This window comes from Ornithinibacillus liuyingii (assembly GCF_055550225.1).
Window position 1 is genome coordinate 184,965 of record NZ_JBPWOS010000009.1, and the last position, 23,674, is coordinate 208,638.

The window sequence follows — 23,674 nt, forward strand, 5'->3', positions numbered from 1 at the left end:
GGTAGATGTAAGATGCAAATTAAAGGTGCAGTTGTTCATGAAAAAGGACAAGAGTTCAAAATTGAAAATGTTGAGCTTGCTGAACCAAAGGCAAATGAAGTTCTAGTTAAAGTTGTTGCAGCTGGTGTATGTCATACAGATGCTGTTGCGCGTGATCAAATTATTCCGGTGCAACTTCCAGCGGTGCTAGGGCATGAAGGTTCTGGTATTGTTGAAAAGGTTGGCTCTAGTGTTACAACCGTTGAGCCAGGTGACCATGTTGTTTTATCTTTCTCATCTTGTGGACATTGTGAGAATTGTTTAACTGGCCATCCTGCTTCTTGTATCTATTTAACAGAGTTCAACTTCGGTGGTAAAATGCAAGATGGTACGCATCGTATCTCTCAAGGAGATCAAGAGGTTTCTACTTTCTTTGGTCAGTCTTCATTTGGTACGTATGCTGTTTCTAACGAAAGAAACGTAGTAAAAGTGGATAAAGAAGTTGACCTTAGACTTCTTGGACCATTAGGATGTGGAATCCAAACTGGAGCAGGTACTGTTATCAATAAATTACAACCAGAATTCGGATCATCAATTGCTGTATTTGGATGTGGAGCTGTAGGCTTAAGTGCTGTAATGGCTGCTAAAATTAGAGGCTGCTCTAAAATCATTGCTGTAGATGTACATGAAAATCGTTTAGAACTTGCGAAAGAATTAGGCGCAACACATGTCATCAACGGATCTAAAGTAGATACAGTAGAAGAGATTAGAAAAATCACAGATGGCGGAACTCATTATGCAGTTGAAACCACTGGCGTTTCACCAGTAGTTGTGCAATCTGTTCAATCACTTCGTAGCTTAGGTACAGTTGCTGTTGTCGGTGCAACTGGAGAAGTAACATTAAACGTACAACAAGACTTATTGAACGAAGGAAGATCAATTGTAGCGGTAGTTGAAGGAGATGCTATCCCACAATTATTCATTCCACAACTTATCGAGTATTATAAAAATGGCCAGTTCCCATTTGATAAATTAGTAAAATTCTATGACTTAGAAGAAATAAATGAGGCATTCGCTGATTCCGGAAAAGGAATTACTATTAAACCAATCTTGACTATGTAAGGCTATTCTAAGTTTAACTACTAGTAAGTAGTATTGGCTGCTATGAAGTCGGTATTAGGCCGAAATCATAGCAGCCAATTTTTCTTATTATAGGTCGTGGTTAATGATTTGAGACAAACTTTGTTTCCAGGCTATGTTGTAGATAGAACAAATAATGCTATCAATGAAATAGAGACTTGCTGTGTTTATTTTAATGAATTGTATTGTTTTCGTTTTCATCATTCTCATTAATGATAGAAAACAAAGAATGTACTAAGCTTAATCGATTCGCTTTCAACACAATTTCCTCCCTTGGAAGTTTGCTTTTCTTATGTCTCGCAAGCACTTTCATTATCTACCTTTATTGTAGCAAGCTCAAATTTAGGATGGGGTGCAAGATTTGACACCTTGTGTAAAATAGGTGTTGGTGCTTTATAATAGAACCTTATTTAAAAAGGATAGTTTATAAAATAAGGGAAGTTCAAAGCGATTAATAGTTAAGGATGAGTGTAAAAAAATTGAAGTTTGCTTGTTAAATGGGATTCGATATGTAATTAAGATGATAGATTATAATAGACACAATTCCTTAATTATTAGAAGATTTTAGCAAAACTATAGGAATATAATAGCTTATAGTGTATAGATGAGGTTATGACATAAGCGAGATGAAGTGATTTTACTCGTATCCTATTAAAGAATATTGTTAGCTAGTTTTACTGGTGACGAAACAGAACCAAATGAAGAAGGACTTCAATTTTATGAGGAATTATTTGATGAACTATTATGCTATGGAATTAAACAGTTAGTTACACTATCCCACTTTGAGATGTCATGTCAAAAGTAGTTCAGTTTTCAATTGCTATGGTGGCTCACTATTAAGTTACCATATACAATTACCTATTGGCTTACTTTTAACGAAATTAATAATCAGCGAATACTAGATAATCCTACTTAATTCTTGGACTAACTCTGGAATTCCCTGTCTATTACCCTGGAATTTTGAAAAATAAAGATTATTGAACTTATGCTATAATAAGAATATTATTTTTGGCTACATACCTACATAATTTATATCTAATATCTCGTGAGGTGGAAGATGACAAATTCAAAAGTAAGCGTACAAGTGAAATCGAGCAACTTTATTTGGCATACTCATGAAGGGCAGTTAACTCTTGATGGAGCTCCGATACTATTGTTTTGGGAATCTGCCATTGAACTATTTATGAATACAATTGAGGAAGTTTCAGGATCAGAGGTATCAAAGACGGTATTTGAAGCCACAGGTTATCGAATGGGGCATCTTGTAAGTAGTTATTATGAAGGTCGTACAGATATAGAACAAGTTCTTAAAGAATACAATGATGTTTATAGGAATTCTGGATGGGGTAACTTCATGCTTGCGGATTACTCCTTTAAGGAGAAGCGAGCAGTTATCCGGCTAACAAATAGTTGGGAACACCGGATTTTTAAACATTCGGACCGTGACAAAGCAGGTGTTCTATTACCAAGTCATTGGGCAGGTATTTTTGCCGGATTATTGAAGGAAAATATGTGGTATAACATTAGAAAAAGTCAATTGAACGGTGATCCGTACGATGAAATTGAAATCTATCCTTCTTCCATCACCGTTACCCAAAATATTCATGAATTAACTAGGCAGACCGAAACCAGATATATTCAAGAATTGGAGAAAAAGGTGAATGAAAGAACAGCAGAATTAACCTCTTTGGTTAGAGAGTTATCCGCACCAATCATTCCAGTTTTACAGGGGATTTTAGTTACCACTTTAATTGGAAACTTTAATGAGGAACGGATATCAGATTTAATGGAAAAGGCATTAGTAGAGATTTCCAGACAACAAGCGAATTACCTTTTGATTGATTTAACTGGATTAACCAATATTGATGCATATACCATTAGCTGCATTCAGAGCTTAGTTCAGGCAATTCGCTTGCTCGGGGGAGAGTGTGTTTTAGTTGGGATATCGAAGGAATTAAGTATTAAAATTAGCCAATCAGAAATTGACATGTCAGCTATTACTTCCTTTTCTACTCTTCAACGGGGAGTAGCATATGCTCTAGAACAAACAGGGTATGAATTAATAAAAAATAAAAGGATATAGCGATTTTTTAGGGCCAGATGAATAATAGTAGTTATTGAAAACGGGATATGAGTAATACAACAATCCACCTTGTAATCGTATTTGTTGATGCGATTACAAGGTGGATTGTTAGTTAAATGGTATTAAACTAAAGTGGCTTCGGTTTATAGAAGAGTGGTAGTTGATAAAACCTTATTAATGTAGAGGTAACATTACAAACTTATATGTTTGAAGAATAAGATACCATCTCTATTTCTATCTGCCGAATGGCAAATATTCAATCCATGTATAAGGAATAGGAACACTCGAATTTTAGAAAAAGTTATATGCAGTACTTTTTGGAGAAGGTAGGTTAACCAAAGCACGATTATAGACTGATATACATCATCACAAACTAATCGTAGTTCACAAAAAGGGGTGAAACAGTAACCTGTTCCGTTCCACCATAATTTGTTAATACCACTTTCCTAATAATTTTATGATTTGATTTCTTCAAGTTGTTTGATAATAGCATTTAGCTCTTCTTTCATTGCTCATGTTGTTTTATCATAGAATAACGGATTGCTTTGAGAGGTATGATTCTTTATTCATGCAATTAAAATCGAAAATAGTACTTAAACCGCATTATAATCACCAAATACCTAACCAAGTAATCTTTAAATACAATCAACCATAAGATAGTACTAAATACAGATTTAAAACTGCTCAAACACCAGGAGGGGAATTATGAAAAAAACAAAAATCAGTTTCCACCACCTCATCATCATCCTAATTCTCATCTTCATCAGTTCCATCATCATCTGGTCGTTATATAAGAATATCGTTTTATCCCCTGAGCATGTTGCTTTAATCATGCTCATCGCACTAGTTGGTCTTAGTTTTTCCTTTGATAAGTTGAGCTTGGGAAGGATATTCTCTGTGGAGAAGAAAATGAAGCGGGTGGAAGAAAAACAGGAGGAATTAACAGAAGTCAATAACAGACTAAGCGTAGAATATAGTCATTTCAAACAAGAAATGCTTACATTTATGGTGAATTCCATGAATCAGATATCCAACCAACTGAGCAACCAAACGGTTACGATAAACACGGCAGCTAATGTTGTCCCCGCTTCGGAAAAGGAAAAAGAAAATGACGATGAAGTCATGTCCTACTCCAGTAAGGAATCCCCTACTAATACCCCAGAAGAAAATGAAGCCATTCCTACATTTAAACAGGAACATAGTAAGCTAATTAAAGGAACGAGTACGGATCTAGAGGAAAACATTGAACGACAAGCTCTGAAACAGGTTGCTCACAACCTAGGACTCCCACTAGAAGATATCGCTTATCATGTAAGAATTGATTTTCCGGATCAACACACCATTGAGAAGCGAAGAATTTACAATGCCTTTCTACATGTAGACGGAATGCATTACTTCTTTAAGATGATGTATTCACCATTCAGCATGGCAAATGTGGACCGAATTCAAAACATGCTCAATGATATTAACCTCTATACTGGAAGGAATCATGTAAGAGCAAAGTTAATTCTCGTTTTAGTAAACTGCAATAAGGAGGAGCTTCAAAAAGAGAAGGACTACCTAGAGAAGTTTCAACGACGGTATATGCACTACTTCCAGCCAGCTTTGGAGAGAGGGTATTTGATTATTGATACATTTGAGGTGAAAGATTAACAAGACGATATTCCGAAAGAGATAAACTATGACAGAGTGTTAGAAAGATGTGGCAGAATGAATGTGTTGAAGGTAACGACTAATCGGCTAGTATAAAACGGTGACCAACCGGATTTATAGTAGTCGGTTTTTCATGTAGTAATAAATTTAAATGAGGGTTAGCAAATCAGAAATTTTATGGAATTAATCGATAAAAAGGCTCAATCCAGTTAATAGAGTAGGTGTCTTCCTTATTGGATTGATAAAGGGAATTTTTCTCCTAATCATTCACATGTCTTTTCCATCGAGACGATTAAAGAGAGTGGGAGGACTTTGTTTATAGTTGACTAAAAGCTATTCGTATTCGGTGCAGTAGTATAACGACGAATTTTATAAAATGAAATTAAAGGGATTTTACGCAAAATAGTCGAATAAATAGTGATAAATTGGATTAGAGGAATACGATTATTTAGGGAGATGGCAGATATTAAACGTTTGTTGTGGAAGTAAGGTTCTAAATGGAAGACAGTCAGATGGGAGAGGACATCTTGAAAAAGCTTTATATCATTTTACTAGTAGTTATGTTCATGTGGGGTTTAAATGTCTCTGCGTTAAAAATGTTAGTCATTAGCTTTGATCCGATATTAATAACTGGATTTAGAATTTTAGTTGCAGGAGTTGCGGTATTAATTGGATGTTATGGGTTAGGGATTTTTCGTCTCCCGTATAAAAATGAATGGAAGATTATTTTATCCATATCCGTTTTTAATGTTGTGCTCCATCATATATTTATTGCGGTTGGCTTAGAAATTACGTCTGCTGTCAATGGTAGTTTAATTATCGGGATGGCTCCATTAATTACGATGATTATTTCAGGAATACTATTAAAACAGTTTGTATCACGGTGGAGAGTATTTGGGTTTATCCTCGGATTTGTAGGTGTGGCGATTACGACATTAGTAGGGGAAGATGGATTTGCAGCTGTCTCTATAGGGGATTTGCTTGTGTTTTTAGGTATCGTTGTACAAGGCTTGAGTTTTGTGTTTATAAGTAAGTTAAAGCCATCATTTGATCCAAGACTACTTACTGGTTATATGATGATGGTTGGTTCAGTTTGTATTATATTGTATAGTTTTATATTAAAGAAAGACTTTAACGAATTAGCGAGTTTAGTAGATTGGAAAATGGCTTCTATCTTTATCTTTAGTGCTATCTTTGCTACGGCATTCGGTCATATGACATATAACTATGCGATAAAGAAGGTAGGACCTGCAGAGTCAGCCATTTTTCTCAATTTAAACACCTTATTTGCGTTAATTGGTGCAGCTATCTTTTTGGGCGAAATGATACATCTGTTTCATGTAATTGGATTTATCTTTATTATCGTTGGGATTGTTTTCGGTACGGGAGCTAGTGAGAGTATGTATAGGAGATACAAGGTTAGAAGGGAGGCGAGTTAAGGAAATCAGAATGCTATTTTCAAGAATTATAGTCGATACGATGGAAAGTGCTTTAACTTATATAATGGAAGAAGAATGTATTAACAAATCCCACTAGGAGATGCTTAGTGGGATTTGTTTTTGTAAAACAATATCGCTATTTAAAGGAATCTGTCTAATTATGTCGAATTAACAAATGTAATAGCGCGGAAATTTTGTGCTACAAGCAAATTATCTAATGTCTCTGTCAAATGGCCAGTATAAAGGAGGAATGGGGAATGAGCGAACTTTTCCATACAGGAAGATTTTATTCGCGAGTTGTTCAAGAAGTACAGCGCTTAATTAATGAGGATGTCATTTTGACGGATCAAGATGGGATTATCGTTGCTAGTAGTGATCCATCAAGAATGAATGATTTTCATGAAGGTGCTTTGTTAGCTATGCAAACGAAGCAAAATATGTTTATGACAGAGGAATTGACATCAACATTAAAAGGTGTACGCAAGGGGGTTGTTTTACCAATTATTATTGAGGAAAAGCCAATTGGTTGTATAGGAATTACTGGGGAGCCTAAGGTAGTACAGCCTTTTGCCATGTTGGTACAAAAGGTTGCGGAGCTTTTTGTACAGGATTCTATTATTCAAGCAAATGAAGAGAGACAAGCACGTGAGCTAGAGTTTTTTGTGTTCGATTGGATAAATTCTAAAGAAGTGACCAAATCTCTTTTGGAACGAAGTCGTTTTTTTAGTATTCATATGAGTAAATATGAACGAGTATTAGTATTAAAGAACAATCTATCCACTTTACAATTCTCCTACAAGGATATCAATCTATTACATACGGTTTGGGATCAAGATGGGGACACACTATTTATCAGGTGGGGGCAGGATAAGCTATTAATGCTGCTAACTGATAAATTCAATCAAAATATCCTACAACAAAAATTGGTGAATTTTATCCGAGATATGGAGAAGACATTGAAAATAGAGATGGTAGTGGGTGTTGGACAAGTTACATCTTATGAACAATTGTACCTCTCATTTGAACAAGCAGACCGGGCGTGTGAGGCAGCCTCCAATGAGAAACCAATTGTATTTGAGGAAGAACTACGCTTCGATATTTTACAGCAGGCATTAGATGATGTCACTAAGAATAATTTTATCAAACGAACGATAGAACCACTAAAAAGTGAAGTGATATTGCTACAAACACTGACAAGTTGGTTTCGAAATGATATGTCTAATCAAGTAACGGCAAAGGAATTACATATTCATAAAAATACATTGCTTTATCGCTTAAAACGAATAGAAGAATTAACAGGATTAAAGACTAGTAAAATACATCATCTAGTCATTTTGTATATTGGTTATCGTTTTTTAAGTGAATAAGTCTGATAAATTGTGCTGTAGCACAAAAAATATTCTTAAAACCCTTATTATATTTGTTCTCTGGTATATAGATTTCTATGATTCTGAATAATATAATAAATTTCAAGGCGCCAATATATTGAGATAGAGGGGGATATCTATAATTACGGAAAACTTAATTCAGTCCTTTCAAGCAATTTGTGGGATTGAAAATGTAGAATATTCCAATGCAGCAAGACTAGCATATTCCTATGATGCAACTGCCAACTTCCAAGCCTTGCCGGATTTGGTTCTTGCACCTCGGAATAGAGATGAGGTAGCTGCGATTGTAAAAATGTGTGCGGAGCATCATATCCCGATTGTTCCAAGAGGATCTGGTACTAACTTATCAGCAGGAACAAGCCCATCAAGTGGCGGGGTGGTGTTACTCTTTAAGAATATGAATCAAATTCTGGAGTTGGATCAAGAGAATTTGACGGTAACCGTACAACCAGGCGTTATAACGAAAACGCTAATTGATTATGTAGAAGGACTTGATTTATTCTATCCTCCTGATCCGAGTTCACTGAAAATTTCAACTATTGGAGGAAATATAAGTGAAAATTCTGGTGGGCTACGTGGTCTCAAGTATGGTGTAACTAAAGATTATGTTTTAGGGTTAGAAGCCGTTTTACCCAATGGGGATATTATTCGAACTGGGGGCAAACTAGCAAAAGATGTTGCAGGTTATGATTTGACTAGTTTACTAGTTGGATCAGAAGGAACACTAGCTGTTATTACCGAAGCTACGTTGAAATTAATTCCAAAGCCACCATTTAAAGAGACAATTCTTGCGATGTTTCAAACATTAGAAGAGGCAGCCGAAGCTGTGTCGGCTATCTTAGCAGCGAGAATCATTCCAACGACACTGGAGTTTATGGATCAAGGAACTGTTCAGGTGATAGAAGATTATAAGCAAATTGGCCTTCCTACTCATTGTGAAGCGGTTCTATTAATAGAACAAGACGGCCCACTTGAATCGGTTGAAAAAGATATGGATAAAATGTATCAAATTTGTTCAGAACATGGGGCAATCGAGTTGCGAAAGGCAGAGTCGGATGAAGAGGCAGAGGATTTGCGCTCTGCAAGACGTGAGGCATTATCCGCATTAGCAAAACTTCGTCCAACAACGATATTGGAGGATGCCACTGTACCAAGGTCTAACATTGCACCAATGGTTCGAGAGATTATCCGAATTGCTGCGAAGTACAATGTAACCATCCGTACATTCGGTCATGCTGGTGATGGGAATTTACATCCGACTTGTTTAACGGACTTACGAGATAAAGAGGAAATGGAGAGGGTGGAACAGGCATTTGAGGAAATATTTCACGCTTCGATCGAACTCGGAGGAACTATTACGGGAGAGCATGGGGTTGGCGAGATGAAAGCTCCTTATTTAGAGTGGAAAATTGGTGAGGCAGGAATCCAGGTTATGAAAGCAATCAAGCAAGGTATTGATCCAATGAATATCATGAATCCTGGAAAGATGTTTGCTAAATCAACTAAGGAACGTTTGGTGATGTCTAATGTCTAACTTAGCATTGTCCGAGCAAATTCAAAGAGGATTTCAAGAGAACTTGGAAGAAGAAAAGCTATTAGATTGCATGCGCTGTGGATTCTGTTTACCTGCTTGTCCAACCTATATTCATTCCAATTATAATGAAGCCCAATCACCTAGAGGTAGAATCGCGATGATGAAAGCAGTTCGGGATGGTGATATTCCGTTTGATGACTCGATAGCGGAATCATTAGACTTATGCCTAGGGTGTAGAGCATGTGAACCTGCATGTCCGGCTGGTGTGGAATATGGACATTTGTTAGAACATGCGCGAGATGTAATCCAGCGGGAAAAGAAGCCATCTATTAAAGAGAAAGTTGTTAGAAAGGTTGCCTTTGATCACTTATTTCAAGAACCAAATAAAATGGAAAAAACCGTGGGATTAGTGCGGTTTTATCAAAGGTCTGGAATGCAAGCGCTTACTCGGAAGATGAATATCCTTTCCTTTTTCCCTGATATATTGAAAGGCATGGAAAGGGTGTTACCGCCAATAGAAAAGAAACGAACTATTCAAGGTGGAGTATTTCCTGCGGAGAAGAAGTCGACTAGGGTAGCATTTTTTACTGGGTGCTTAATGAATTCGGTCTTTTTCAAGACAAATGAAGCAACCATTAAGCTACTGCAAAAGGTAGGTTGTGATGTTTGGGTCCCGGAAAACCAGGTATGTTGTGGTGCACTACATGGACATAGTGGAGAACTAGAAAAGGCAAAGAAAAACGCAAGAAAAAATTTAGACAGTTTTGATGTGAACGAAGTGGATTATATCGTGAATAATGCTGGAGGCTGTGGAGCATTCTTATCCGAGTATGAGCATCTCTTGAAGGATGAACCAGATTATTTGGACAAGGCAAGGGCTTTTTCTAGAAAAACGGTTGATATTACATCACTGCTATATAAGCAAGGAATAATGGATTTATCTTTACGTTATACCGGAGGCGAGAAGATTACCATTACTTATCAGGATTCTTGCCACCTACGAAATGTAAATCATGTTGTAAATGAACCTAGGGAAATCTTAAAATCTATTGAAAATGTAGACTTTGTCGAGCTAAAAGGGGCAGATCAATGCTGTGGCTCAGCAGGTATTTATAATCTGATACATGAAGATATGTCTATGAGGATTTTAGATGATCGAATGGAGAATGTGAAAGATACGGATTCACAAATTATTATTACGACCAATCCAGGGTGTTTGTTACAGATGAAGTTGGGGATTGATAGAGCTGGGCTTTCTGATAAAATGGAAGCGCTTCACATTGTGGATTTTATTTATGAATACTTAATAAAGGATTAAACTATGGGGGGTAATGTTATTGAATAAGATTATTAGTATGCTAGTTTTCGCGTGTGTCATTTCTCTTGTAAGTGCCTGTTCATCGGGTTCGAATTCAGATGGAGAGAAGGAGTATAAGCTCCAAATGTCTGTTACGGTTACTGATACTTCGACTTGGTATCAAGCGGCTGAGAAGCTTGCAGAAGATTTAGAGGCAGAAACCGATGGCCGTATTACAGTGGAAGTGTTTCCGAATGAACAATTATCTGGAGGGGATTCGGGAAAAGCAGTAGAGCTTCTTTCTAAGGGAAATATCGATTTAACCTTTAACTCAACTATCATCTATTCGATTTTAGATGAGCGTTTCGGTGTAGCAAGTGCACCATTTCTATTTAAAGACTTAGATGAAGTGGATGAAGTGTTTAATGGTGATGGTGGAGAAGCATTGAAGGAGATTTTAAGGGAAATTGGTGTAGAGCCTCTTGGTTATGGTCAGAATGGCTTCCGTCAAGTAACCAATAGTGTTCGCGAAATTAAGACTCCGGAGGATATTAAGGGGCTTAAAATTCGAATCCCTGGAATTACGATGTACACAGACTTATGGCGTGAACTTGGAGCAAATCCATCAACCATGACATTCTCAGAAGTTTTCACATCGCTTCAACAGAATACAATTGATGGACAGGAAAACCCAATTGATGTCATCCACTCTTCTCGATTAGAAGAAGTTCAAGATTATATTTCTATGTGGAACTATTCTTATGATCCATTAGTGTTAGGGATTAATAAAAAACTATTTGATTCCATGAGTGAAGAAGATCAAGAATTAATTACGAGATTAGGGGCAGAAGCTGCTAACTATCAGGTGGAACTAGCACGAAAGGTAGAGGCAGAACAAATTACTGAATTAGAAGAAAAAGGGATGCAATTCTACTATCCAACTGAAGAAGAACTTGCGTTGTTTAAAGAAACTGTTCAACCAGTCTACGATAAATATGAAGCTATTTGGGGTGCGGATTTATTAGAGGCATTTACCCCTTAAATCGAAAGGAGGTAACGACGTGGCTAAATGGTTTAACCGTTTGGAAGAAATTATAGTTGTTCTTGCTTTAGTGGTTATGTCGATTATCGCTTTTAGTAATGTTATCACTAGAAATTTTTTCGACCTTTCATTGGCTTTTACGGAAGAGGTAACTATCAATTTATTTGTCTTGTTAACGTTTATTGGAACATCTATTGGGGTGCGTAAAAACGCGCACCTTGGATTTTCCTTGATTTATGATAAATCGCCAGAATCACTGAAGCGAATACTTACGATTATAATCGGTGTAATCTCGGTTAGTATCTTTGGACTATTTAGTTATTTTGGTTTTGAAATGGTTCAATTTCAACTGGATATGAATTCAACGACTCCAGCATTAGGTTGGCCACGTTGGATATTCTCTTTGGGATTACCTATCGGAGCATTATTATGTGCGATCCGTTCAGTTGAAGCGGTTATAAAAGAGTGGAAAGAACTGAGCCAGGAGGGGACAACATGATTGCATTATTACTATTCGGCGTATTCTTTTTACTTATTTTATTAAGAATACCGATTGGCCTTTCTCTTGCTGTTTCCTCGATGATGGTTCTATTCGTTACGCTTGGTACAAGAGGGTTTAACCTGATAGCGGATATTATGTACGCAAGTGTTGCTAAATTTACATTACTTGCGATTCCTTTTTTCATTTTAGCTGGTGTCATTATGGAGCATTCCGGCATCTCCAAAAGATTAATTAATTTTGCACAAGCTTTAGTTGGACATTATAAAAGTGGCATTGTATTTATTACCGTTATTGTAGCGGTATTCTTTGCGGCAATCTCTGGTTCAGGGCCAGCGACAGTTGCAGCTATTGGGGGAATTCTCATCCCTGCTTTAGTGAAAAATGGTTATAAGAAAGAAACAGCTGCAGGTTTAGTAGCTAGTTCTGGTTCGATTGGCATTATAATTCCACCGAGTATCGCGTTTATTGTCTTTGCGGTTGTAGCGGGAGACCAAATTCCAGTGTCGATTGGTCGATTGTTTATAGCTGGTATTGTACCAGGTGTTTTATTAGGAATTGGATTGGTTCTAGCGATGATATATGTTCGCTGGAGAAGTGATCGCAGTGAACGGAAGCTTACTACAGATGAGGCAAATCTGGATGGAGAAATAGCAGCAACGACAGAGCGTGCGTCACTACCTGAAGTCGGTAAATCATTTTATCAAGCATTATGGGGATTATTGATTCCAGTCATTATTTTAGGTGGGATTTACGGAGGTAAATTTACTCCTACTGAAGCAGCAGTAGTTGCGGTGTTCTATGGACTTTTTGTCGGGGCTTTTATTTATCGTGAATTAACTTGGAAGAAGCTTTACAAGATCTTTGTTGATGCGTCGGTACAAACAGCAGTCGTGATGTTCATTGTTAGTACAGCATCTATTTTTGCATATATCATTACGACGGAACAGATAGCTAGAGATATTTCAAATGCATTATTAAGTATATCAGAAAATCCTATTGTGATTTTACTTTTGATTAACATCATCCTCCTAATTGCAGGAGCTTTTATCGATGCGATATCTGCATTGTATATATTCGTGCCAATATTGTTACCAGTTATTTTATTTTTTGACATTGATCCAACGGTATTTGGTGTGTTTATGACGGTTAATTTAGCAATCGGATTATTTACTCCTCCAGTTGGACTGAATTTATATGTTGCAAGTGGAATATCCAAATCATCTCTAGTAGATGTATCGAAGGCAATTATTCCATTCGTTATCGTAGCAATAATGGTATTGCTGTGCATTACGTATATTCCTGCTATATCTAACTTCTTACCAGATTTATTAAATGTAGATTAATAGTTGAAGGGAGAGATTTTACTGTGGATTTAAAAGGGCAAGTGGCTATTATAACGGGTGCCGCAGGTGGTATTGGGGGTGCATCTGCATGCAAGTTAGCAGAACGAGGTGTGAACATCACATTAGTAGATTTGAAGTCTTGTGAAGAAACGATAGCGAAAATTCGTACCATTCGTGAGGATGTTAGGATATTGGAAAAATTAGGTGACATTCGGGATGCCTCTTTTGTCCAAGAAGTGGTGGCTGATACGATAAGGGAATATGGTCAGGTTCATATTTTAGTAAATAATGCTGGAACATGTGGGAGAGTTGATTTAGAAGAGACGACAGAGGAAATCTGGCATCGTGATATGGATACAAATGTTAAGGCAGCGTATCTATTCTCGCAGGCAGTGGTGTATCCGCATATGTTGGCAAATAAGTATGGTCGAATTATTAATATTAGCTCCGTTTCTGGAATCAATGGTGGTGTACTATCTAGTCATCAAGGCTCGAAAAAAGGCCGTTCAGGGCCAGCATATGCCGCTTCAAAGGGTGCATTAATTGCATTAACAAAATGGATTGCTAAAGAATTAGGCGAGTATGGCATTACCTGTAATTCGGTGGCGCCTGGTGCTACTGAAACAGGTATTACCCAAGGTCTTGACTACAATTTTGATCAGCAAGTGATTAAGCGGATGGGGACACCAGATGATATTGCCGAAGCGGTATGTTATTTTGCTTCTCCTTCAGCTGGCTATACGACGGCACAGACATTACGTGTGGATGGAGGTGTCGATATTGGCTAAAACCTATTTTGCCGAACAAATCCAAAGTGTTGTCGGTACGAACGACCAGTGTGTAATGGGTAGATTGACGAAAGATGTGGATTTATTCGAAGGCATTATTCAAGTATGTGAAGAGCATGGTATTCAAACAGCAACCTTTCAGTGTATCGGCTCCTTAACAAGAGTAGGATTAGTCCAGATTGCACTAAATGAACAAGGGGAAATCGGTTATTCTGAGCCGATTTATTTGGAAAATCCAGTGGAGTTGTTGGCAGGTACGGGATTTATCGGATTAGATGCAAAGGGGGAGTTGGATATTCATTATCATGGCCTTTATGTAGATAGTAATGGGACGATTTCTGGTGGCCACTTCCTGCGTGGTGAGAATCCAACGGCTGTCACGATGGAGTATGTCATTCAACCTACAAGTGATATTCATTTACAACGAAGGATTGATCCTATGTGGAATCTTCCAGTATTTCAATTTACACAAAGGGGGGAATGAGCATTATGGGGACAATAGGATCACAAGCGAATAAAGTTATTCGTGCCTATTCGAATAAAATTGCAGTAAAGTTTGGAGACAAATCGATTAGCTACCGTACACTGTACACACGGGCTATGGCAATCACATCATTTCTTAAACGTAAGGGACTAAAAAAAGGAGACCGTTTTGGGGTTCTCATGTCGAATCGGCTAGAGTATGTAGAGCTGGATCTTGCTGCTGCATATGGAGGGTTTATTAAAGTACCACTTAATTATAAGCTTCATCCAAATGAGCATAAATTTCAGGTAGAGGATGCGAATTTAGCTATTTTAATTGGAGAAAAAGATCTGATTAATCCGATTGAGGTAGAGGTGGAAAGTCTTTATGTTGGAGAGGACTATGAACGAGTGTTGGCAGAATATGAAGGGGAAGTTGTGACGGAAACTGTAGATGAGAATGATATATTTGCTATCATGTATACCTCTGGAACAACTGGGAATCCAAAGGGAGTTATGCTTAGTCATAAAAATATTTTAGCAGGAGCACTATCGTTGAGTTTAGTATGTGAAGTTAATAATCAGGATGTGATTGGACATGTTGCACCGTTAACCCATGGTGCTAATTTCTTATCCCATGTCGCTTGGTTACACGGGACCACACAAGTTATCTACAATAAATTTAACCCAGAAGATTTTATTGATGATATTGCTAGGGACAATGTATCCGTCATTTTTCTAGTACCAACAATGGTAAATTTGATGATTCAACATCCAGGATTTGATCCTAGTAAAATGGTTGGGGTGAAATCAATTAATATGGCGGGCTCTCCAATCGCTGCTAGTAAATTGAAGTTAGCACTAGAGAAGCTTGGAACCAAGTTTGTTGAGACTTATGGGCAGGTTGAAGCGCCCATGTGTATTACGGTCATGCCAAGAAATGAATTATCCAATCGTTTGGAATCCTGTGGAAGAACAGGTCCCTTTGTAGAAATGAAGATTGTTGATCAAGATGGAAAAGAACTACCCACCGGGGAAGTTGGGGAAATTGTGTGTAAAGGTCCCTTGGTTATGCAAGGGTATTGGAATAATAAAGAAGCGACAGAGAAGACGCTGGTTAATGGTTGGTTGCAGACTGGAGATTTAGGCTGGGTTGATCAAGAAGGGTATTTACATATTGTCGACCGAATTAAAGATGTAATTATATCTGGTGGTGTCAATATTTATCCTCGTGAAGTAGAAGAGGTATTGAATAAACATACCGGTGTGAAAGAAACGTGTGTGATCGGTGTTCCTGATGACAAATGGGGAGAATCTATTGTCGCTTATGTTGTGCCAAATGGAACAGAGATTGTCGATGCAGACGAGTTAATTGAGCTATGTAAGCAACACTTAGCTAGCTTTAAGAAACCGAAAGAAGTGTATATTGTTGAAAGTCTTCCAAAAAGTTCATATGGAAAGATACTGAAGAGGGAGTTAAAGAAACAGCATCTTGAAGCGGTGGGAGTTGTGAAAGAATGAGTGTATATGTTCATGGTATTGGAATGACTCAATTTGGAAAATTAGAAAGCCGCACGTTAAAGGATTTATTGTTAGATGCATCTATAGAAGCGTTACATGATGCTGGAAATCCTAGAGTTGATGCGGTATTTGTTGGGAACTTTATGGGCGGTTCGATTTATAACCAGGAAATTCTAGGGGCGATTATTGCGAACGACTTAGGTCTGGGTTATATCCCGACGGCAAAAGTGGAAGGTGCATGTGCATCAGGCGGAATAGCAATAAGGCAAGCTATTTTAGGAATCATGAGTGGTGAGTATGAGACTGTATTAGTCGCTGGAGTGGAAAAGATGAAACATGTGTCCACCTCTGAGGTAACGAAAGCAATTAATGCAGCTATGGATAATGATTCCAATGAAAAACATGCTGGATTAACATTCCCAGGTTTCTTTGGTGTACTTGCTAATCGGTATATTTATGAAACCGAAGCAACTAAAGAACATCTTGCCATGGTAGCGTTGAAAAATAGAGAGAATGCGTTAAATAATCCACTAGCTCAGTTTAAAAAGGCAACTTCTATGGAGGAAATTATGGCTGCGCGAATGATTACTGAGCCACTTGGATTGTTTGATTGCTCGCCGACAACGGATGGAGCATCAGCAATCGTACTTTCTAAGAAAAAATCGGATATTCACGTATTGGCAAGTGCACAAGCTTCCGGTCCAACACAAATGCAAGATGCGGTCGAACTTTTATCGATTCCTGCTGTAGGAGAATCTGGTCGAATCGCGTATGAGAAAGCAGGACTTGGGCCGAAGGATATTGATGTAGTCGAAATTCACGATTGCTTCTCGATGACGGAGATTCTTTCCTCTGAAGAATTAGGATTTTTTGCAAAACGAGAAGGATATTTAGCTGTAGAACAAGGTAAAACAAAGCCAAATGGTGAGGTACCGATTAATACAAGTGGTGGCTTATTATCAAAAGGTCATCCTATCGGGGCAACAGGGATTTCTCAAATTTATCAAATCGTACTGCAATTACGTGGAAAAGCACCGAATCAGGTTGATGGGGCTAGGATTGGATTAGCGCAAAATTTAGGCGGAACGGGATCGTATTCCACCGTTCACATCTTGGAGAGGGTGTAACGATATGGAAGCATATAAATGTAAGAAATGCGGATATGAATCTATTACGAGTAAATACTATTGTCCCACATGTCGTTCTTCAGAATTTGAAAAGGTGGACGTACCCAACAGTGGCACTGTCTACAGCTACACAACGATTCATATCGCTCCACCAGAATATGTTGATTTAGCACCTTATCAAGTGGTGTTAGTTGAGCTAACTGAGAAGCTAAAGGTGACCGGATTTATGAAGGAACGTGTAAAAATTGGTGACCAGGTTATGTTTAAAGATGTTAAAGATAGTGCTTATATGTTTGAACGGGTGGGATAAAAGTTGGAGAAGTTGTGGGCTTAGGCTCACAGCTTCTTTGATGGTAAAGGATTGGAGGAGTGACTTTCCCCCTCCCTTAGTAGTATTACGCTATTTATACTAAAGAAAATAGTCTATAAAGAGAAGTAGGAGATTTGCCTGTACTTACACAGATTGGAGACAGTAATCCTGTCCCCAATCACTTAATCTTACGCCATAGTGTACTTCTACTTATACCTAATCTATTTGCTGCTTTCGTTTGGTTGTAATTTTCTTCTATTAGGACCTGTTCAATGATTTCCTTATTTAGTTGATCTAATGTTTTATTAGTATGGATTAGTGGATTCGTAGATTCTGGAGTTGTAATAGTAATGCTGTTTAAAACGATTTTAACTGTATCTTCATCCACATAAAAATCATTCGTTAAAACAAATAATTCTTCAACTGCCCTTTTTAATTGGTCTAAATTATAAGTCCAGTGAAAGTTCTGTAATCGATTAAGTGCCTCAGGCTTTAGTCCTAATATCTGATTGCTGTATTTGGGCGCCATTTCACTTAAGAATAGACTGACAATGCTTGGAATATCTTCTTTTCGTTCATTTAAAGAAGGTAAAGTTAATGGAAATACAGCTAATTCATTTCTTAGGTAAAGCATAAATGGCCCTTGTTCCATGGCTTTCGAATAATTGCTATCACATGTGAAAACTAACCGGTTCCTTTTGTGCACAAATGAATTACTAAAATAGGACTCCAATAATAGCTGGTATTCATCGTTTAGAAGATGTAAGTTACGGATGTAAATTGTCATATCTTCTTCTAAAAAAGGTGAGTTGTCAGATTCGAAAAGCAACTCCCACTTTTTATCATTCATATACATGACATCAATGATTACCATTGGTTTATTGCGAAAGCGGCTTCTTTGAAAAATTGCATGGGCTAACGTATCTTTTCCGGTTCCTTTTTCACCATACAGCAGTATCGGTGTGTCCGTTTCAGCCAGTGACCTTGCATTTTCAATGACATTGGTAAATAGTTTATTGGATGTCGTGAACGTATCTAGATCTACTTGTGGTGAATCGGTACTATTTTTATAGAGAATAGACTTATCCATCGGTTTCAAAGGTGAATGAAGCTTTTTCAAATAGTACGTAGGATAGGTTTTACCCACTATGGAAAGCTTCTTTCTAGTAATATGATAAGAATCTTGTTGGATTGACTTCACTATAACAAGGTCGTCCTCATCTTCTATGTTACTGCACGCTGAAGCGCATTCCTTTACTAGAATAGAGGAAATCTCATCGTTTTCTTTCATGCTTGAATAAATAACCTCTTTCCCCTCATTAAAGACTAAAACGCTTTCATTTGAATGGCGTATGATATTCTCTGTTATAATCGTTTTCTCCTTGGTTGCTGATAAATAATGATTGACCGAAATAATATCGGAAAATGCATTCATCACCGTTTCTCTACCAGATGTAACAAGGATAGAATGCAGTCCCATTTTCTTAGCGTGTCTAACAGTGATAACATCGCCTACTATCAAGCTAACTCCATTTGCTTTTAAATGAGCGATGGCTTTTTCTATTTCGGCGATAGAGTGCAACGTTTGAATTTCAAGATCGTCGTTATTAAGTTGTCCAATTATATTTGCGGTATCTGTTATACTCTTAAATCCTACTATTCCAAACCTACCAGAATAGTTCTGTGCAAGTTTAATCGCTCGCATCATATCAATAATAGATAGCTTCATGTCGATAACCGGTAAGTCCGTTATCTTTTGAATTAATTCTGCCGTCCCAGCCCTGGAAAGAATAAAATCATAATCCAGATCTGCTTTCGATTGTACAAGCTTTACACCATTCAACATATCCCCAACAAATGTGTGAACCTCTAACTCATTCATTTCACCTGCCACTTTATCAATGAGATCCTTTAAGCCTTGATAAGGGGCTATGGCGAGAACCTTTATCTTTTTCAAATGCAACACCTCTAGTTCCATAATCATACTCACATTCTATCATATTTTAATTTTCAAACAAGAGAACGTTTTAAAATGATACTAAAAACAGTTTGCTAATAATTAGAAAAATGTAAAACGTTTCAAAATGAAACGAATATGAATATTTTAATAGTTGAAAGCGCTTCAGGATGTGTTAATATGAAAAGTAAGTTTTCTAATAACAACTTGGGGGGAGCAATTTGAAAGCAGCAGTAGTAGTAGAACCAACAAAAATTGAAATACAGGATATAGAGGTTCCAAAGATTAAAGCGAACGAAGTACTTATCAAAGTGAAAACGGTAGGTGTCTGTGGTTCGGATTTACATCTATTTAAAGGGACCCATGCATTCCGTAAGCCACCTGCAATACTAGGACATGAAATCGCGGGTGAAGTGGTTGAAGTTGGACCAGATGTAACCAAATTTCGTATCGGTGATCGTGTAACAGTAGAGCCGCATATTGGTTGTGGTGAGTGTGAGTTTTGTGAAAAGGATTTATTAAATCTATGTACCGGTAAAAAGGCACCTGGTGTCCCAGGATGGATTGGAACATTCTCTGAATACTTTAACGCACCTGAGGATATTGTCTATAAAATAGCAGATGATATTAGCTATGAGATTGGTACATTAGTAGAACCACTAGCGGTAGGTATTCATGCGATTGAACGAATTACCGTACCAGAGAAAGATACGATTGCTATTTTAGGTTCTGGAACAATCGGATTGTTAACATTAGTAGCGGCTAGAGAAGCAGGCTATAAAAATATCATTTGTACCGATACACAGCCTTTTAACTTGGAAATGGCTAAAAAGCAAGGAGCCATATTAGCATTAAATCCAATCGAAGATGATGTTGAGGCAAAAATTAAAGAATTTACTAATGGTAGAGGTGTTGATGTGGCAATTGTAGCTGCTGATGCTCCAGGTATCATAGATCAAGCATCGTCTATCGTAAGAAAACGTGGAGAAGTAGGAATTGTTGCAATGATTACGAAGCAAATACCAGTGGATACGTATAGCTTTGTATTCAATGAAATATCCTTATTTGGCGCAATGACGTATGAAACAAAGGATTTTGAAAAAGCTAATCAGTTAGTTAATGAGGGACTAGATTTAAGCGATTTCATTACACAACGTGTCCCATTAGAGGAATCACAAAAAGCGCTAGATATACTTAACGAAAAGAAAGAAAATGTCGTTAAAGTAATTGTAGAAGTAGATAAATAGAAAAGGGGAATGGAAAAAATGAAAAGGACTTCAACGAAATTAATTGCACTACTTATCATCATAGGCTTTGTAATGGCAGGGTGTTCAGATGATTCATCTTCTAAAGGAGGAGATGCGGTAACACTTAAATTAGGACATATTCAATCAGAGAATGATCTTTGGCATGATGGAGCAGTGAAATTTAAAGAAGAAGTAGAACGACTTTCAGAAGGTAATATGAAAGTTGAAATCTATCCAAACTCTACACTTGGTGGAGATAGAGATATGGCAGAAGGTATGCAAATTGGTACGGTTGACTTTGCTTTAGTTGCAGGGGTTTTAGGAAATTTTGAAGACTCTATTCAATTGTTAGAACTTCCGTATTTATTTAGTAGTCAAGAAGAATATAACAAAGTAATTCATGGTGAAGTAGGACAAGAAATTGCTAATCGTGTCTTAGAAGCATCTGATATTAGAATCTTAAATTGGTGGGATCGCGGACCAAGACATATTACGGCGAACAAACCAATCGAAACAGTAGCCGATATTAAAGGCTTGAAAATGAGAATACCGGAAATCAAAGCGATGGAACATACATGGCAAGCAATGGGAGCTTCCCCAACAACAATGGCATGGAATGAAGTGTACACTGGTTTAGAGCAAAATGTTATCGAAGCACAAGAAAATCCTATTCCATTTATTTTTGGTGGACGTATCCATGAGGTACAAGATTATTTATCTCTAACAGCACATAAGTACGAGTATGTGACACTAGCAATGAGTGATATGACTTGGTCTAAGCTATCAGCTGAACAACAAGAAATTATACAAGAAGCAGCAGATATCGCGACAGAATATGAGAATCAACTTGTAAGTGAACAAACAGATGAAATTCTTGAAACAATGAAAAGTGAAGGGCTAGAAGTAATAGAGCCTGATGTAGAAGCGTTCGCTGAGGAAGCTAGAAAATCTCACAGCGAATTTGCAGAGACAATTGATATCGATCTTTATAACCGAATTGTAGAAGCACTTAAATAGAAAAAAGAAGTAGGAGTGAAGAGTTTTCTTTGCTCCTCCTTTATTACAGATGAGAGGTGTTAACAGTGCAAAAGCTGGATAAGATTCTGGTGAAGACATTGTATTATGTTTGTGGATTCCTGATGTTTTTAATGGTATCCGTTGTTACTGCGCAAGTAATATCTAGGTATCTATTTAATAGCCCGTTGACATGGACTGAGGAATTAGCCCGTTATACATTTGTTTGGGTTTCATTTTTAGGGATGGCTGTTGCGATAAAATATGGATCCCATATTGCATTAGATATGTTAGTTCGAAAATTAACTGGTGTTAGTCGTAAAACGCTCATGGTGTTTAATAATATGCTAGTTTTAATTTTCTCAGGAATATTAACTTATAGTGGATTTGAATTTGTTAAATTAGGAGCTAGACAATCCAGTCCATCTTTATCATTACCGATGGAGCTCGTTTACATTGTTATTCCGATTTCAGGAATACTATTAATCTATTTTGTTTTAAGTGAAACCATACAAATCATTAGAAAGGCAGGGGATGAGCAATAATGGGTGCTATTTTATTTGGAACGTTTGTAGTACTTCTTGTGTTAGGCGTACCAATTGGTTTTGTTCTAGCACTTTCCTCAATCGGAGCGATGCTGGCTAGTGATTATCCAATTGTTGTCTTAAGTCAACGATTATTTACAGCACTTGATTCATTCCCTTTTATGGCCATTCCTTTATTCATGCTAGCTGGGTCAATTATGGGGCATGGTGGAATTACTAGAAGAATCATCGATTTTGCATTATCGATTGTTGGGAATATTAAAGGTGCTTTAGGGCATGTTGTTGCCACAAGTGGAATTATGATGGGTGGTATTTCAGGCTCTGGTGTAGCAGATACAGCTGCTTTAGGTTCTGTTATGGTGCCAGAAATGAAAAAAAGAAAGTATGATGCCGGATTCTCTGCTGCTTTAGTAGCCGCATCAGGAAGTATTGGGCTAATCATACCACCAAGTATAGCGTTAATTATCTATGGTGTAACAACACAATCCTCGATTGGAGACTTATTCGTAGCTGGTATTATTCCCGGTGTGTTAATTGGATTGGGATTCTTTGTGTATTCTTATTTTGTAGCGAAGCGAAAGAATTACCCGAAAGAAGGGAAAGTTAGCTTAAAAGGTGTATGGACTAGCTTTAAGCGAGCTGCTTTCGCGTTAGCGATGCCTGTTATTATTATTGTAGGTATTAGAGGTGGCGCATTCACAGCTACAGAAGGTGGAGCAATCATTGCTGTTTACGCCTTTATCATTAGTGCATTTGTTTATAAAGAAATTAAATTAAAGGACTTACCGAAGATATTTTTTGATGCAGCATTAAGTACAGCTATTATTTCTACTATTATTGCTGCTACGTCACTATTTGGATGGTTATTATCAAGTGAACAAATTCCACAACAAATAACCTCTACATTATTGAGTATTACAGATAATCCAATTTTATTATTACTAATTATCAACTTAATTTTATTAGTAGTAGGGATGTTCTTAGATAGTGGCCCGGCCATTATGTTATTAGCACCGATTTTAGCCCCTGTAGCAGGAAGTTTAGGTGTAGATCCTGTACAGTTCGGTTTAGTCATGGTTATTAACTTGACGATTGGTTTATTAACTCCACCTGTAGGAACTTCTATGTATGTGGCAAGTAATATTTCAGGAGTCCCTATTATGGAATTATCGAAAAAGCTATTACCGTTTTGGGTAATTATGATCGCTGTTTTAATGCTCGTGACATTTGTTCCTGAAATAACAACTATTTTCACAAAATAAGTATTGGCATAGGTAAATAAATAGGTTAAGAAAGGAATTTA

General features: G+C 37.3%; 20 protein-coding genes and 1 pseudogene. 20 read left to right on the plus strand and 1 reads right to left on the minus strand.

What is annotated here, in order from left to right:
- The first annotated feature begins 12 nt into the window (after nt 1-12).
- The 16 genes and pseudogenes from ACSKT4_RS13685 (at nt 13) to ACSKT4_RS13760 (ending at nt 17,608) form a co-directional block, all read left to right on the plus strand.
- Nucleotides 13-1,101 carry an NAD(P)-dependent alcohol dehydrogenase gene (locus ACSKT4_RS13685; protein WP_186868430.1) on the plus strand — a complete coding sequence of 363 codons (1,089 nt, stop codon included), beginning with the start codon at nt 13-15 and terminating at the stop codon, nt 1,099-1,101.
- A gap of 697 nt (nt 1,102-1,798) precedes the next feature.
- Nucleotides 1,799-1,909 (plus strand): annotated as a pseudogene (locus ACSKT4_RS13690) (family 1 glycosylhydrolase); the annotation flags it as partial.
- A 267-nt stretch (nt 1,910-2,176) separates the two neighbouring features.
- On the plus strand, nt 2,177-3,202 hold the full coding sequence (locus ACSKT4_RS13695; protein WP_186868431.1) for an STAS domain-containing protein: 1,026 nt from the start codon (nt 2,177-2,179) through the stop codon (nt 3,200-3,202).
- Between the two features lie 705 nt (nt 3,203-3,907).
- Complete coding sequence (locus ACSKT4_RS13700) at nt 3,908-4,855, plus strand: hypothetical protein (protein WP_465823614.1); 948 nt, start codon at nt 3,908-3,910, stop codon at nt 4,853-4,855.
- Nucleotides 4,856-5,382: 527 nt separating this feature from the next.
- Entirely contained in the window at nt 5,383-6,294 is a 912-nt protein-coding gene (locus tag ACSKT4_RS13705) for a DMT family transporter (protein ID WP_255488053.1), read from the plus strand.
- A gap of 257 nt (nt 6,295-6,551) precedes the next feature.
- Nucleotides 6,552-7,661 carry a CdaR family transcriptional regulator gene (locus tag ACSKT4_RS13710; RefSeq protein ID WP_465823615.1) on the plus strand — a complete coding sequence of 370 codons (1,110 nt, stop codon included), beginning with the start codon at nt 6,552-6,554 and terminating at the stop codon, nt 7,659-7,661.
- A 139-nt stretch (nt 7,662-7,800) separates the two neighbouring features.
- The gene (locus ACSKT4_RS13715) at nt 7,801-9,216 is read left to right on the plus strand and encodes an FAD-linked oxidase C-terminal domain-containing protein (RefSeq protein ID WP_186868491.1); all 1,416 of its coding nucleotides are present in this window, start codon (nt 7,801-7,803) and stop codon (nt 9,214-9,216) included.
- Nucleotides 9,209-10,534, plus strand: a complete 1,326-nt coding sequence (locus ACSKT4_RS13720) for a (Fe-S)-binding protein (RefSeq protein WP_186868435.1) — start codon at nt 9,209-9,211, stop codon at nt 10,532-10,534. The genes ACSKT4_RS13715 and ACSKT4_RS13720 overlap by 8 nt, the downstream gene beginning before the upstream one ends.
- Nucleotides 10,535-10,547: 13 nt before the next feature.
- Nucleotides 10,548-11,555 carry a DctP family TRAP transporter solute-binding subunit gene (locus tag ACSKT4_RS13725; protein ID WP_186868436.1) on the plus strand — a complete coding sequence of 336 codons (1,008 nt, stop codon included), beginning with the start codon at nt 10,548-10,550 and terminating at the stop codon, nt 11,553-11,555.
- A 19-nt stretch (nt 11,556-11,574) separates the two neighbouring features.
- Nucleotides 11,575-12,054: a TRAP transporter small permease gene (locus ACSKT4_RS13730; protein WP_465823616.1), complete on the plus strand. Its 480-nt coding sequence runs from the start codon at nt 11,575-11,577 to the stop codon at nt 12,052-12,054.
- Nucleotides 12,051-13,400 (plus strand): TRAP transporter large permease, encoded by a 1,350-nt coding sequence (locus ACSKT4_RS13735; RefSeq protein WP_211741176.1) that lies wholly within the window; start codon nt 12,051-12,053, stop codon nt 13,398-13,400. The genes ACSKT4_RS13730 and ACSKT4_RS13735 overlap by 4 nt, the downstream gene beginning before the upstream one ends.
- A 23-nt stretch (nt 13,401-13,423) precedes the next feature.
- Entirely contained in the window at nt 13,424-14,188 is a 765-nt protein-coding gene (locus ACSKT4_RS13740) for an SDR family oxidoreductase (RefSeq protein WP_186868439.1), read from the plus strand.
- A complete protein-coding gene (locus tag ACSKT4_RS13745) occupies nt 14,181-14,672 on the plus strand; it encodes a PPC domain-containing DNA-binding protein (protein ID WP_255488054.1) in 492 nt (163 codons plus the stop codon). The genes ACSKT4_RS13740 and ACSKT4_RS13745 overlap by 8 nt, the downstream gene beginning before the upstream one ends.
- Nucleotides 14,673-14,677: 5 nt before the next feature.
- Nucleotides 14,678-16,171 carry a class I adenylate-forming enzyme family protein gene (locus ACSKT4_RS13750; RefSeq protein WP_186868441.1) on the plus strand — a complete coding sequence of 498 codons (1,494 nt, stop codon included), beginning with the start codon at nt 14,678-14,680 and terminating at the stop codon, nt 16,169-16,171.
- Nucleotides 16,168-17,298 carry a thiolase C-terminal domain-containing protein gene (locus tag ACSKT4_RS13755; RefSeq protein WP_465823617.1) on the plus strand — a complete coding sequence of 377 codons (1,131 nt, stop codon included), beginning with the start codon at nt 16,168-16,170 and terminating at the stop codon, nt 17,296-17,298. The genes ACSKT4_RS13750 and ACSKT4_RS13755 overlap by 4 nt, the downstream gene beginning before the upstream one ends.
- A gap of 4 nt (nt 17,299-17,302) precedes the next feature.
- The gene (locus tag ACSKT4_RS13760; RefSeq protein ID WP_186868443.1) at nt 17,303-17,608 is read left to right on the plus strand and encodes a Zn-ribbon domain-containing OB-fold protein; all 306 of its coding nucleotides are present in this window, start codon (nt 17,303-17,305) and stop codon (nt 17,606-17,608) included.
- 178 nt (nt 17,609-17,786) lie between these two features.
- Here the strand turns inward: ACSKT4_RS13760 and ACSKT4_RS13765 are convergent, their stop codons facing one another.
- A complete protein-coding gene (locus tag ACSKT4_RS13765; RefSeq protein WP_465823618.1) occupies nt 17,787-19,565 on the minus strand; it encodes a PrpR N-terminal domain-containing protein in 1,779 nt (592 codons plus the stop codon).
- A gap of 221 nt (nt 19,566-19,786) precedes the next feature.
- Here ACSKT4_RS13765 and ACSKT4_RS13770 point away from each other — a divergent pair, with 221 nt between their 5' ends.
- The 4 genes from ACSKT4_RS13770 (at nt 19,787) to ACSKT4_RS13785 (ending at nt 23,633) form a co-directional block, all read left to right on the plus strand.
- Complete coding sequence (locus ACSKT4_RS13770; RefSeq protein ID WP_186868445.1) at nt 19,787-20,812, plus strand: zinc-dependent alcohol dehydrogenase; 1,026 nt, start codon at nt 19,787-19,789, stop codon at nt 20,810-20,812.
- An 18-nt stretch (nt 20,813-20,830) separates the two neighbouring features.
- On the plus strand, nt 20,831-21,829 hold the full coding sequence (locus ACSKT4_RS13775) for a TRAP transporter substrate-binding protein (protein ID WP_211741181.1): 999 nt from the start codon (nt 20,831-20,833) through the stop codon (nt 21,827-21,829).
- A gap of 65 nt (nt 21,830-21,894) precedes the next feature.
- Entirely contained in the window at nt 21,895-22,371 is a 477-nt protein-coding gene (locus tag ACSKT4_RS13780) for a TRAP transporter small permease (protein WP_211741182.1), read from the plus strand.
- Complete coding sequence (locus ACSKT4_RS13785; protein ID WP_211741183.1) at nt 22,371-23,633, plus strand: TRAP transporter large permease; 1,263 nt, start codon at nt 22,371-22,373, stop codon at nt 23,631-23,633. The genes ACSKT4_RS13780 and ACSKT4_RS13785 overlap by 1 nt, the downstream gene beginning before the upstream one ends.
- Nucleotides 23,634-23,674: the final 41 nt, after the last annotated feature.

What these genes read in the sequence shown, in the direction of transcription:
- ACSKT4_RS13725 (WP_186868436.1), top strand. Translation starts at nt 10,548, where the DNA reads ATGTTATTGAATAAGATTATTAGTATGCTAGTTTTCGCGTGTGTCATT.
- ACSKT4_RS13735 (WP_211741176.1), top strand. Translation starts at nt 12,051, where the DNA reads ATGATTGCATTATTACTATTCGGCGTATTCTTTTTACTTATTTTATTA.
- ACSKT4_RS13760 (WP_186868443.1), top strand. Translation starts at nt 17,303, where the DNA reads ATGGAAGCATATAAATGTAAGAAATGCGGATATGAATCTATTACGAGT.
- ACSKT4_RS13695 (WP_186868431.1), top strand. Translation starts at nt 2,177, where the DNA reads ATGACAAATTCAAAAGTAAGCGTACAAGTGAAATCGAGCAACTTTATT.
- ACSKT4_RS13685 (WP_186868430.1), top strand. Translation starts at nt 13, where the DNA reads ATGCAAATTAAAGGTGCAGTTGTTCATGAAAAAGGACAAGAGTTCAAA.
- ACSKT4_RS13755 (WP_465823617.1), top strand. Translation starts at nt 16,168, where the DNA reads ATGAGTGTATATGTTCATGGTATTGGAATGACTCAATTTGGAAAATTA.
- ACSKT4_RS13785 (WP_211741183.1), top strand. Translation starts at nt 22,371, where the DNA reads ATGGGTGCTATTTTATTTGGAACGTTTGTAGTACTTCTTGTGTTAGGC.
- ACSKT4_RS13750 (WP_186868441.1), top strand. Translation starts at nt 14,678, where the DNA reads ATGGGGACAATAGGATCACAAGCGAATAAAGTTATTCGTGCCTATTCG.
- ACSKT4_RS13720 (WP_186868435.1), top strand. Translation starts at nt 9,209, where the DNA reads ATGTCTAACTTAGCATTGTCCGAGCAAATTCAAAGAGGATTTCAAGAG.
- ACSKT4_RS13775 (WP_211741181.1), top strand. Translation starts at nt 20,831, where the DNA reads ATGAAAAGGACTTCAACGAAATTAATTGCACTACTTATCATCATAGGC.
- ACSKT4_RS13700 (WP_465823614.1), top strand. Translation starts at nt 3,908, where the DNA reads ATGAAAAAAACAAAAATCAGTTTCCACCACCTCATCATCATCCTAATT.
- ACSKT4_RS13710 (WP_465823615.1), top strand. Translation starts at nt 6,552, where the DNA reads ATGAGCGAACTTTTCCATACAGGAAGATTTTATTCGCGAGTTGTTCAA.